The 12,475-nt window shown below is 69.6% G+C and carries 7 protein-coding genes; 4 read left to right on the top strand and 3 right to left on the bottom strand.

The annotated features are described in order from the left end of the window. Positions 1-398 precede the first annotated feature (398 nt). Genes Q0066_RS15895 through Q0066_RS15885 form a run of 3 tightly spaced genes read left to right on the top strand, consistent with a single transcriptional unit; the run spans position 399 to position 6,518 of the window. Positions 399-3,194, top strand: coding sequence for a cation-transporting P-type ATPase (locus Q0066_RS15895; protein WP_298134764.1), 2,796 nt, complete (start codon positions 399-401; stop codon positions 3,192-3,194). Continuing rightward, on the top strand, positions 3,191-3,982 hold the full coding sequence (gene ppk2 / locus Q0066_RS15890) for a polyphosphate kinase 2 (protein ID WP_298134762.1): 792 nt from the start codon (positions 3,191-3,193) through the stop codon (positions 3,980-3,982). The genes Q0066_RS15895 and ppk2 overlap by 4 nt, the downstream gene beginning before the upstream one ends. Positions 3,983-3,986: 4 nt before the next feature. Continuing rightward, positions 3,987-6,518 (top strand): LuxR C-terminal-related transcriptional regulator, encoded by a 2,532-nt coding sequence (locus Q0066_RS15885; RefSeq protein ID WP_298134760.1) that lies wholly within the window; start codon positions 3,987-3,989, stop codon positions 6,516-6,518. A 112-nt stretch (positions 6,519-6,630) separates the two neighbouring features. Here Q0066_RS15885 and Q0066_RS15880 read toward each other — a convergent pair whose 3' ends face one another. From Q0066_RS15880 to Q0066_RS15870, 3 genes are read right to left on the bottom strand one after another with little or no spacing between them, the layout of a single operon-like run. Continuing rightward, positions 6,631-7,626, bottom strand: coding sequence for a hypothetical protein (locus Q0066_RS15880; RefSeq protein WP_298134758.1), 996 nt, complete (start codon positions 7,624-7,626; stop codon positions 6,631-6,633). Continuing rightward, entirely contained in the window at positions 7,614-8,819 is a 1,206-nt protein-coding gene (locus Q0066_RS15875) for a hypothetical protein (RefSeq protein WP_298134756.1), read from the bottom strand. Before Q0066_RS15875 ends, Q0066_RS15880 begins: the two co-directional genes overlap by 13 nt. After that, a complete protein-coding gene (locus Q0066_RS15870; RefSeq protein WP_298134755.1) occupies positions 8,816-9,448 on the bottom strand; it encodes a response regulator transcription factor in 633 nt (210 codons plus the stop codon). The genes Q0066_RS15875 and Q0066_RS15870 overlap by 4 nt, the downstream gene beginning before the upstream one ends. Before the next feature lie 333 nt (positions 9,449-9,781). On the opposite strand from Q0066_RS15870, the gene Q0066_RS15865 reads away from it, so the two are divergent. Next, a complete protein-coding gene (locus Q0066_RS15865; protein ID WP_298134753.1) occupies positions 9,782-12,361 on the top strand; it encodes a LuxR C-terminal-related transcriptional regulator in 2,580 nt (859 codons plus the stop codon). Positions 12,362-12,475: the final 114 nt, after the last annotated feature.

Raw genomic sequence — 12,475 nt, 5'->3', positions numbered from 1 at the left:
CCTTCTTCTTGTCCTTCTTCTTCTTGCCCATGGCGCGCCTCCTTCCCTCTGTATCGGCCTGTCTGCAATCGACCGGGCCCGGTCGGGGTCGCCGGTGTCCATGACCTCGACGACATCTGCCGGCGACGGTGCCGGCAGCGAACCCTTGCGGCTCGGCTAGACGGTAGGCAGTGCCGCCGCGGCGTACCCCCGCCAAGCGGAAAACCCCACCATCACGAGCCCCCGACCGACCCCGTCCGGCTCCCCAGGCGCCGTCAGCGGGAAGCGGGGGTGGTGTCGGTGCACAGGCGCCACGCGGGACGTGCGACATCGGCAGTCTGGGTGGTTGTGACGCACAGGGCGTCCACAGGAGGGCCGACGCCGGGCGAGGCGGCCCAACCAGGCACGAAGGAGGCCCAATGACGAGTCAAGCCGCTGAACCCGCGGCCGCCAGGCGACCGTGGTACGCGATGGCTCCGCGGGAGGTCACCGCGGAACTGGATGTCGATCCCGATCGCGGGCTGGACGCCGCGGCGGTCCGGGATCGCCGCGCCGAGCACGGTGAGAACAGGATCGCCTCGGAGCCGCCACCCACCCGCTGGACCATCGCGCTGCGTGAACTGGGCGATCCGATGAACCTGATGCTGCTGGTGGTCTCCATCGCCAGCCTGGTCATCGGCCAGCTACCGGTCGGCATCATGGTGGCCGCGCTGGTCGTCCTCAACGTGGTGCTCGGCACCCAGCAGGAACTGAAGGCGCTCTCCGCGGTCGATGCGCTGGCAAAGATGCAGACCCCCCAGGCACGCGTGATCCGGGACGGCTCGCTCGCGGAGATCCCCGCGCCGGAGCTGGTGCCCGGAGACATCCTGCAACTCGAGGCCGGCGACCTCGTCCCGGCGGACGGACGCATCCTGCGCTCGGCCAGTTGTGAGGCGCAGGAAGCAGCGCTGACCGGGGAGAGCGCGCCGATCCCGAAGGGCGGCGCGGCCATCGACGCCGCGGACGTGGCGCTGGGCGACCGCACGTCGATGCTGTTCCAGAACACCTCGATCACCCGCGGCACCGCGACGATGGTGGTCACCGAGACCGGCATGGGCACCGAGATGGGCCAGATCGCGACGATGCTGTCGGCGGTGCCGCCATCCAAGTCTCCCCTGCAGCGAGAATTGGCCTCGCTCACCAAGGTGCTGGGCGTGATCGCCTGGACGGCGGTGGTGATCATCGTGATCATCGGCTTCAGCCGCGGCCAGAAGATCGAGGCCGTGCTGCTGCTGGGCATCTCGATGGCGGTGTCGGCCATTCCGACCGGCCTGCCGACCTTCGTCCAGGCGATGCTGGCCTTCGGCGCCAAGAAGCTCGCCGAAGCCAAGGCGGTGGTCAAGAACCTCGGCGACGTCGAGACCCTGGGGGCGACCAGTGCGATCAACTCCGACAAGACGGGGACGCTGACCCTCAACGAGATGATGGTCCGCAAGCTCTACTACCGCGGCGAGTGGTTCAACGTCTCCGGTGACGGCTACGAGAAGACCGGCCAGATCACCGGGGCCGCGGGAATGCCGGTGCCCGACTTCACCCGGTTGGCCTACGGGCTGTGCCTGGATTCCGACGCCACCGTCTCGGATCGCGGCGAAGTGGTCGGCGACCCCACCGAGGCGGCGCTGGTGGTGCTGGCCGCCAAGCTCGGCGTGGACGCCGAGGAGACCCGCCGGAGCTACCCGCGGGTGGCCGAGGTGCCGTTCGACTCCGACTACAAGTTCATGGTCACTTACCACCACGTGCCGCTGCGAGGCGCCGTCCAGTTCGTCGGAGCGATCAAGGGCGGCCCCGACGTCGTCCTGGATCGCTGCAGCCACGTCATCCAGGCGGACGGCGGCGAGGTGCCGATCGACCTGGTCCGCGACGAGATCCTGGCCGCCAACCGCGAGATGTCCGAGAAGGGCCTGCGGGTGCTGGCCTTCGGGATCCGTGAACTGGACGGCCAGGAGGAGGCGGTTCAGGCCGACCCGATGGGCCACGTCGAGCAGTTCCGGTTCGTCGGCATGGTGGGCATCATCGACCCGCTCCGTCCGTCCTCCCTGGAGGCGGTCCGGATCGCCCATGCCGCCGGCATCGACGTCCGGATGATCACCGGTGACCATGCGATCACCGCGGGCGCGATCGGTGCCGAACTGGGGCTGGGCCCCGGCGCCATCAGCGGCGCCGAGATCCAGGAGATGACCGACGACGAGGTGAAGGCCGCACTGCCGCGCCTGCACGTCTTCGGCCGGGTGACACCGCAGGACAAGCTGCGGCTGGCGAAGCTGATGCAGGAGACCGGCGAAGTGGTCGCGATGACGGGCGACGCGGTCAACGACGCGGCCGCGCTGAAGCAGGCCGACATCGGCGTCGCGATGGGTTCGGGCAGCGAGGTGACCAAGCAGGCCGCCAAGATGATCCTCACCGACGACAACTTCGGCACCCTGGTCAACGCCATCCGGCTGGGCCGCGGCATCTACGACAAGGTGACCTCCTACGTCCGCTACCAGATGACCCAGCTGTTCTCGCTGGTGCTGCTGTTCCTGGTCGCCAGCATCATGAACATCAACGGCGGCATGCCGCTGACCCCGCTGATGGTGCTCTACCTGAACTTCTTCGTCTGCGCGGTGCCGATCGTGATGATCATGCTCGACCCGACCCCGGACGACATCATGAACCGCCCACCCCGGAACACCGCCGAAGGCATCGCCAACAAGCGTTCCATCGGGGAATGGCTGCTCTTCGGTTTCGTCCTGTTCGCGATCACGCTGGTGGCACTGCTGATCGCACCCGGCACCATGAGCCCCGAGGAACCCAACGTTCCGGTCACCATGGCATTCGCCGTGATGGGCCTGGGCACGGTGTTCAGCGCGCTGGTGATGCGCCGCTCCCCCGGCTCCGGGCTCAGCGCGCCGATCATGGGCGCGGTGAAGATCCTGCTGATCCCGACCGCGATGACGGTGCTTGCTGTGCAATGGGGGTGGCTCAGCGGCGTCCTGGGCACGGTTCCGCTGAACTCGGACGAATGGATGACGGTGCTGGGCCTGTCGCTGATCCTGCCCGTCGTGGTCGAACTGTACAAACTCCTCCGCCGCGACGCGGCGAAGGCTCCCGAACCTGACGGGGGCCTGGGCAACGTACTGCCCGAACGTGCGCTCGCGACGACCGGTCCGGGCAGGGAAAGTGGAGGTCGGAAATGAAGAAGATCAAGAACATGAAGAAGAAGTCGTACAACAAGCACCTCAAGGAGCTCCACGGCGATCTGGTCGAGATGCAGGAGTGGGTGAAGGAGTCGGGCGCCAAGGTGTGCATCGTCTTCGAGGGCCGTGACTCGGCCGGCAAGGGTGGTGTGATCAAGGCGATCACCGAGCGGGTCAGCCCCAGGGTGTTCCGGGTGGTGGCCCTGCCCGCGCCCACCGACCGGGAGAAGAGCCAGATGTATGTGCAGCGGTACATCCCACACTTCCCCGCGGCCGGCGAGGTCGTGATCTTCGACCGCAGCTGGTACAACCGGGCCGGGGTCGAACGGGTCTTCGGGTTCTGTACCGAGAAAGAAGTGCGCGATTTCCTCCGTGTCGTCCCCGCGGTGGAACATGCGATGGTCGATTCGGGCATCATTCTGCTCAAATACTGGCTCGAAGTGAGCCCCGAGCAGCAGACGCTTCGACTCAGCAGCCGCATCAACGACCGGCGAAAGGTGTGGAAATTGTCGGGAATGGACATCGCGTCCTACAGCAAGTGGGACGAGTACACCAAGGCGCGTGACGACATGCTGGCCCAGACGAGCAGCGACTGGGCTCCCTGGCACACGGTGCGCAGTGACGACAAGAAGTCCGCCCGGCTCAACGTCATCGCGGACATCCTCGCCCGGGTGCCCTACCTTCCGCTCGCGAAACGAGGCACCGAACTCCCGGACCGATCGGTCACCCCTGATCGGGACCCGGAGATCGTCGCGAGCCGGCTGGTCGAGACCCGCTACGGGGCCTGACGCCGTGGCCTTTGCCCAGCAGCCTCGGAGGCTGGCCGAGCGTGAACGTCTCACGCTCGGCCAGACCCCGCTGACCGCTGTGATCGCACCCGCCGGATTCGGCAAGTCCACGCTGATCGAAGGCTGGCGGGCGCGGGCGACGCCGCAGGCGTACGGGACCTTCGACGCCTTCTTCCGCACCAATGCTCGGGACGCCGGCCTGGTGTTGACCGGCTGCGCGCACACCCTCGGGGTCGCCGAGGACACCGTGGCGGAGGCGATCGGCCTGCTGGCACCCGACGGCGACGGGCTGGGCGCCGAGTTCGTCACCCGGCTGGCCCAGGCGCTGAACGACGTCAGCGGGCCGTACGTGTGCTTCCTGGACGACCTGCACGGGCTTTCCGAGGCCGCCGCCCGGGACGTCGGCCGATTGATCTCGGCGGTCGCCGACCAACAGCACCGCTTCGTGGTGGCCTCCCGGGTCGATCTGCCCTGGCCGGTCGAGCGCTGGCGGGTGAACGGATTCGCCGACGTCGTGACGGCGGACCAGCTGCGCCTCACCGCCGACGAGATCGCCCAACTACTGCGACCGGAGTCCGCCCATCTCGCCCCCGTCGCACATCGCGTGACCGGGGGGTGGCCCGCGGCCGTGGAAGTGATCCGGTGGCGGCTGGCCACCAGCCCCAACCTCGATCTCGACCTCGAGACCGAAGTGCTCGACCTGGTCGACTACGTCGTGGCCGAGGTGCTGCCGGCGCTGCCCGAGGCCGAGCTGCGAGTGCTGACCCGCACCGCGATCTTGCGGGACTTCCCCGCCTCGGTGGCGATCGCGGTGTCGGGGGAACCCGCTGCCCCGGGCATCCTGTTCGACGCGCACCGGCGAACCTCCCTGATCACCGTGCTGGACGACGGCCGCTACGCCTACCACGCGGTGCTCCGTGCGGCGCTGCATCGGCAGCTCACGCACACCGAGCCCGAGTTGGAACAGCGGTTGCAGCAGCGCGCCGCGGAGGCCTGGCTCGATGAGCCCGACTCGTTCACCGCGCTCTCCAGCGCGGTGGATCACCTGATCGCGGGTCGCACCTGGACGGACGCCATCGAGTTGCTGCGCCGACGGCTGGTCCAGATCGACCGGAACGCCCGGCTGGACCGATTCGTGGGGTGGCTCGACGCCATCCCCGGACAGCAGTGGCGCGACGACGTCGAGATGGTGCTGCAGTACAGCTATGCCAACCTGCGGATCGGGCGCTCGGCCCAGGCGATCGACGTCCTCCAGGACCCGGTGGTCCGCAAGAACGAGCATGCCGCCGCGGTCGCGAAGCTGACCTATGCCTGGACGACGGGGTGGGTGACCGACCCCGAGGAGGCGTTACGCCTGTGCGGGCAGGCGCGCCCCGCCCTGACCGCCCTGGACGACGTGGCCGAGCGGGGTGGGATCCCCCAGTTCCCGGGCGTCGCACGGTTCGAACTGGCAGCCGACATCGCGGCCGGTCAGGCGCACGCGATCCTCGGCCAATGCGATCGGGCGATCGCGACGCTGCAGCGCGTCTTGCGCCATCGCTCGGAGATCGCGCCGGTGCAGTTGCCGGTGGTCTGCGGAGCGCTCTCCTTCGCCCTGGCGCTACGGGGCGAGGTCGCTGCGGCCAAGGCGCAGGCCGAGCAGGCGCTCCAACTCGCCGCCGACGCCGGCCTGGTGAACCATCACGTGCGCACCGTGCCCGCCCGGCTCGGCCTGGCGACGGTGGCCGCGATAACCGGCGATCTCGACACCGCGCTGGCCACCCTGCAGGATGCCGCCGAGCGATGCCGTCCGTTGCGGGCGGCAAACCTGCTGGCCGCCTGCGGACAGATCGCGGCGCTGTGCGGCGTCTCGCACTCCTACCTGGCCGACGTCGAGCCGCCCCTCACGGCCGCGGCGGTGCCCATCGTCGAGCAACTCACCATCGCGGTTGCGGCCCGGGACCGGTCGCGGTTGGGCGACCACGCCGGGGCGGAACGGTTGCTGCGCAGCACCGCACCACACGAGGTCATGCTCGGCACCTGGGTGGAGATCCTGCTGCACCGGACCGAACGACGAACGCTCCGGCGCTGGCTGGCCAGGCTGGACAAACCGAGCAGCAGACATGCCCAGATCGTCCGGCTGCTGGCGGAGGCCGCCGTGGCCGAGTCGGCGTCCGAGGCGTCCCGGCGGACGGCGGCGGCCGCCGAACTCGCCTCCGAGGGGCACCTGATCGGCGTCCTGATGAACGCTCCGGCCCAGCTGTGGCGGTCGTTCGACGCCGAACACTCGCCGCATCCGATGATCATCGAGACCATGACGAAACTCGACGGCCCGGCGCTGCTCTCCGAGCAGTTGACCTCCCGTGAGTTGGAGGTGCTCCGGTTGTTCCCCTACATCGGCACCGCGGGCGAGTTGGCCGCGCGGCTGTTCGTCTCGGAGAACACCGCGAACTGGCATCGCCGGAACATCTACCGCAAGCTCGGGGTGCACCGGCGCAGCGAGGCGGTCGCGCGGGGCGTCGAACTCGGACTGATCGCGCCGGGCTCCCAGGGCTGAGCGCCGCCCGCGGCGATCAGGAACCGCCGACCGGCAATCCGCTGGTTGAGCTTGTCGAAACCCCTCGTCGGGAGGGTTTCGACAAGCCCGACCGACCCTTGCAGGGCGTCCCTCACAGGTCGGGAATCCGGTGGCCGTCGGAGTCCAGCCAGTGCAACTCCGTGCTTTCCGGTGACTCTGCCAGCACCGTGATCGCCGCCGCGTGCCGCGCCGACAACAGCCGGATGGTGACCTCCCCGGCGATCACCCGGTCGAGGATCTCGGCAACCGCCCGCGCCAGGGCATCCGAGATCGGCGGCCTGAGGTCGGCGGCCTGCCCCATCTGCAACACCCGGACTCCCCGCTCGCGGGCATCGCGCACGGCGCTCCGCAGCCGCTCGGTCTGCAACTGCGGCGCCCGGATCCGGTCCCGGATGGACGCCTCGACCATCGACAACTCGGATTCGGCCACCGGCAGCCCCCCACGAAGCCGGTCGAGCACGTCAACCGCTTCGTCGCGGACCAGGCGCAGTTCCGAGGCCGTCCGGCGCGCCGCCTCTCGCGCGACCTCGGCCGCGAACCCGGCCTGGGCGGCTTCGGATCGGTACCTTCCCTCCCGCTCGGCGAATCTCACCGCCTGGAGGCGCCAGAGGATGCCCGCGGGCAGCGCCAGCAGGGAAAGGAACCGGACGGCGGCCAGCGCGGGTGGAATCTCCCGCGCCACCGCCCAGAGGACGCCGACGATCACGAACACACCGGCGCCGAGCACGGCGGCGCCCCCGTTGCCGCGCACGGCGAGCAGGCCAAGGATCAGCAGGGACGCCCCGAACAGTTCCGGCTCCAGAGCCTCGGTGTCGGTGAAGAGGACGGTCGCTCCGGCAAGCAGCGCGCACCCGATCAGCGCCGCTGCACGCGGGGCCGCGAGGGGGCGTTCGCTCTGCTCCGTCAACAGAAGGTTGGCGATCGCCATCAGCACGTAGGCGGCGAACGCCAGCGGGTTGCCGGGGGCCAGGTAGCCGACGATGACCCCGTTGACGGCGTACAACAGCACGACCGTAAGGAGCCCGTACCGTGCCGTCGGTGTGCCCATTCCCAGACTGCCGGCCCCGGGAGCGATCAGCCGTGCCATCGCATGCTCACCGTCGTTCCCTCGCCCACGCGACTGGCGACGACTGCCTCGCCACCCATGTCGCGGATCCGCCCTCGAATGCTGCCGCGTATTCCCAGACACACCTCAGGCACCGCCGCCGGATCGAATCCGAGGCCATCGTCGCAGACCAACACCTCGACGCTCTCGCCGGACAGTCGCGCGGTGACGGTGCGGGTCGCCCGGGCGCCCGCGTGGTAGAGGCTGTTGCGCAGGGCCTCGCACGAGGCGTCCTCGACAGCGACGGCGACGGCCGGCGGGACCGCTCCGGGATCGGCGTCGATCGCGATCGTGCAGCCCGGATCGATCCGGCGCCACGCCGCGTCCAGCCGCCTCGCCAGCGTGGCGGCTGCCACCTCCACGTCGTCCGTGCGCTCGCCCGGGTCGGCGGCTCGCTCGGCCGGCTCGAGGAGGTCGAGCGCAGCGCCCGCCTCGGATCGCAACGCCGCCGACGGCCCGCCCTGCAGTGCGATGGCAGCGTTGAGGACGGCCAGGACGTTGTCGTGCACGAGCCGGGAGAGTTCGTCGCGGCGGCGCAGTTCGACCTCCACCCGCACCCGTTGCTCTTCGGCCGCCCGGGCCCGCCGCTCGGCGACGTGCAGGCGCAGCAGACGCCGGCGCAGCAGCAGGAAGATGACCGTGTAGAAGAACCCGGCGAGGTGTACCGGCACGAGCGCGGCGAGCTCGCGAGGGATTTCACCCAGGAAGAACAGGGCGGAGACGGCGGGGAACAGTGACAGCAGCACCGGCCCGAGGAACGCCCAGACCGGACGGGACACGACGACGGCCAGATAGCCGTACGCCAACGGACCCATCGCCCAGGGCCAGGGGTTGCCGTCCGTCGGAACCACACCGTCCCGGGGAGCGAAGGCGGCCAGACCCAGCACCGCCAGGCCCGTCGGCACCGCCGTCCATACCGCGACGATGACGCGCATGGGCATGACCAGGCCGAACACCGCCAAGAGCAGTACGAAGGCCACCACGACCACACCGCCCAGGTTCCACCAGAGCGGATGCTGGGGTGCCGTCCGCACCGCTGTCCCCGTCGTCGCCGCGAGTTGGAGCAGGCCCACCAAGGTGAGAACCCATCCCAACCGGCGCTCGACCTCTCCGGGAACGCCGAACCTTGTGGGCTCGGCCCAGGGATTCGGGCGCCCGCCCGGACGGGAACTCATGGCCGGATGATGCCGTCCTCAACGGCGCGCAGGTACAGGTCGATCTTGCTGGGCGCCGGGCGATCCACGGCCATGTACTTCACCCGGATCCGCCGGATGTGGTCGATCACCGTCACTCGCGAGATGCAGAGCCGCCGGGCGACTCGCCCGGCTGTCTCCCCCGAGGCATACAGCGCCAGCACCTCGGCCTCGCGGGCGGTCAGCTGCGCGGTCACGAACTCGTCGTCGATATCGATCGCCGCGGCCCAGTCCGGCGAAGCCACGACCTCGCCGCGCAACGCCGCACGGATCGCCGCGATCAGCCGTTTCGGGGGCTCCGACTTCCGAATCACCCCGATGGCTCCCGCACGCCCGGCCTCCTGCACCAACTCCGGTCGCTCGCCGCTGGTGTACCCGAGCACCGGGATGCCGCGCGACACGAACGCCGCGACATTGCCCGCGGGCCGTGAGCCGTCGGCCAGGATGAGATCCAGCAGCACGACGTCGTAGCTGGCCCCGGATGCGAGAAGCGCGGGGACCGACGCGCCGGTTCCGGTCACGACCAGGGCCGGATGCGCGTTGATGATGCTCGTCGTGCCCAGGATCATCGCGGGGTGGTCATCGACGATCCCGATCCTGCCCTGGATCACAACACCTCCTCTGCTCGGCGCCGGTACGAGTCGAACGAGGGCGACGGTTCAGAGGGTATCGGTCCGGTGCCGACGGCCGGACCTCACTCGGCCGGAGAATTCCCTCAATTGTGACGGCGATGAAGCCCCCACCGGATCCGTAGCATCGGATCCGACCGTCACCTGCGCCACGGACCGGCCGTGCCGAGTGGTGTGGCCGGCGCGCATCTGTGTGCTGTTGGTCGTCGCGTGGTGAGCCCGCAGGCGCGACCTCGGCGGAAGGGATCGGAGGATGAAACAAGACCCCGTCTCGAGGCTTGCCGGACGTCCTTGCTACCGGGGGGTGACACCACGATGGTCTTCGCCCATCCCAGGAGGTCATTGATCGACCTGGAGCGTCTCGCGCTCGGCCACACCCCGCTGACCATCGTGGTCGCGCCCGCGGGGTTCGGCAAGACGATGTTGATCGATGGCTGGCGTCATCGAACGGCATCGCAGGCATTTGGCACCTTCGATGCCTTCTACCGGACCGATGCCCGCGACGCCGGCCTGGTCCTGGCGCGATGTGCCCGTGACCTCGGGGTCGCCCAGAGCCCGATCATGAAGGTGATGAGCCTGCTCGCGCCCGGCAGCGGGGGCCTGGGGGTTGAGTTCGTCGCCCGGCTGGGCCAGCTACTCCGCGCGGTGAGTGAACGGTATGTGTGTTTCCTCGATGATCTGCACGGGATCTCCGAGGATGCCCGACGGGACGTGGGCCGGCTGATCGGCACAGTCGCCGACGAGCGGCACCAGTTCGTGGTCGCCTCCCGGAGCGATCCGCCCTGGCCGGTCGAACGCTGGCGGATCGCCGGCTTCGCCACCACGGTGAGCGCGGACCAGCTACGCCTCACCAGCGCGGAGATCACCCAGCTGCTACCTCCGGGCGCGGCCGAGCTCACCCCCGTCGTGCATCGGGTGACCGGGGGCTGGCCCGCGGCGGTCACGGTGATCGGACGGCGGCTGGAGGCCAGCCCGAACCTCGATCTCGACCTGGAGACCGAAGTGCTCGACCTGGTCGACTACGTCGTGGCCGAGGTGCTGCCGGCGCTGCCCGAGGCCGAGCTGCGAGTGCTGACCCGCACCGCGATCTTGCGGGACTTCCCCGCCTCGGTGGCGATCGCGGTGTCGGGGGAACCCGCTGCCCCGGGCATCCTGTTCGACGCGCACCGGCGAACCTCCCTGATCACCGTGCTGGACGACGGCCGCTACGCCTACCACCCGGTGCTCCGGGAGGCGCTGCGGCGCCAGTTGGCACGCTGCGAGCCGGAGTCGGAACAACGGCTGCAGGTGCGGGCGGCGCAGGCCTGGCTCGACGAACCCGACTCGTTCGCCACGCTGTCCAACGCGGTGGATCATCTCATCGCGGCCCGTTCCTGGGCGGATGCACTCGATCTGCTGCGCGGACGGCTGGTCCAGATCGACCAGAATGCTCGGCTGGACCGATTCGTGGAGTGGTTCGACGCGATCCCCGGACGGCACTGGCGTGGCGACATCGAGATGATGCTGCGGTACAGCTACGCCAACCTTCGGATCGGGCGCTCCGCCCAGGCGATCGAGAGCCTGCACGACCCGGCGATCGAGCGGGATGAGCGGGCCCTCGCGGTCGCCAAGCTCACCTATGCCTGGAATACCGGATGGTCGTCCGATCCGGACGAGGCGTTGCGGCTGTGCGGCCAAGCGAGACCCATCCTGTCCGTCCTCGATGAGTCGGACCAACGAGTGGGGATCCCTCAGTTCCCCGGGGTTCACCGGTTCGCGTTGGCCGCCGAGATCGCCGCCGGGCAGGCGAACGCCCTCCTCGGCCGCTTCAACAAGGCGGCCACCGGTCTGCACCAGGTCCTACGGCACCGCTCGGAGATCGCGCCCACACAACTGCCGCAGGTGCACGGAACGCTCTCCTGCGCGCTCGCCATGCGGGGAGATGTCGACGCGGCCCGTGCGGCGGCCGAGGAGGCACTCGAGATCGCCCGCGAGGCCGGCCTGGCCGACCACGACGTCCGGACCGTGCCCGCTCGACTCGGCCTGGCCACGGTCGCGGCCATGACCGGCGACCGCGACACCGCACTGACCACGTTGCAGCACGCCGCCGACCGCTGCCGGCCGGCCCGGGCGGCCAACCTGCTCGCCGCCTGCGGCCAGATCGCCGCTCTGTGCGGTGTCTCACATTCCTACCTGGCCGCCATCGACCCGCCGCTCACCCCCGCGACGGTGCCGATCGTTGAACAGTTCACGGTCGCCGCGGCGGCCCGCGACCGCTCCCGACTGGGCGACCATGCCAGAGCCGAACGCCTGCTCCGGACCACCGCACCCCACAGACTGACGCTCGGCACCTGGGTCGAGATTCTGCGCCACCGCGCCGAACGACGCTCCGTGAAGCGCTGGCTCGCGGGTCTGGACCGGCCGAGCAGCAGACATGCCCGCATCGTCCGTCTGCTGGCTGAAGCCACTGTGACCGAGTCGGCCTCCGAGGCGTCCTGCCGGGCCGGCGAGGCCGCCGAACTGGCGAGCGAAGGACACCTGATCGGCGTGCTGATGAACGCGCCGGCCCAACTCTGGCAGTCGCTCGACATCGAGCGCCTCCCGCATCCGATGATCATCGAAGCCGTCGCCAGACTCGGCAGCCCGGCGGCACCCACCGAACAATTCACCTCACGCGAGTTGGAGGTGCTCCGGCTGCTCCCCTGCGTCGGCACCGCCGGTGAACTGGCCGCGCGACTGTTCGTCTCCGAGAACACCGCGAACTGGCATCGCCGGAACATCTACCGCAAGCTCGGGGTTCACCGACGCCGCGAGGCCGTCGCCCGAGCCGTCGAACTCGGACTCATCTCACGCAGCGCTTCGGCCTGGGGCCAACTCGGCCAGGTCGATCTGGAGGCGGGAATCGAACCCGCATGACCCCGCTGGCCGATTGGCGCCGAGACCGGGGGAAGCGCTGGTCGATGTGGCGTTCGCTGGTTGAGCTCGTCGAAACCCCGATGTCAGCGAGGTCTCGACGATCTCAACGACGAG

The sequence above is a fragment of the Micropruina sp. genome, assembly GCF_027492755.1.
Taxonomy (GTDB): domain Bacteria; phylum Actinomycetota; class Actinomycetes; order Propionibacteriales; family Propionibacteriaceae; genus Micropruina.
This window is presented reverse-complemented; position numbering and strand designations above follow the sequence as displayed.

Excerpts from the sequence above, each read along its gene's own strand:
- Q0066_RS15895 (WP_298134764.1), top strand. The coding sequence starts at position 399 with ATGACGAGTCAAGCCGCTGAACCCGCGGCCGCCAGGCGACCGTGGTAC.
- ppk2 (WP_298134762.1), top strand. The coding sequence starts at position 3,191 with ATGAAGAAGATCAAGAACATGAAGAAGAAGTCGTACAACAAGCACCTC.
- Q0066_RS15880 (WP_298134758.1), bottom strand. The coding sequence starts at position 7,626 with ATGGCACGGCTGATCGCTCCCGGGGCCGGCAGTCTGGGAATGGGCACA.
- Q0066_RS15875 (WP_298134756.1), bottom strand. The coding sequence starts at position 8,819 with ATGAGTTCCCGTCCGGGCGGGCGCCCGAATCCCTGGGCCGAGCCCACA.
- Q0066_RS15865 (WP_298134753.1), top strand. The coding sequence starts at position 9,782 with ATGGTCTTCGCCCATCCCAGGAGGTCATTGATCGACCTGGAGCGTCTC.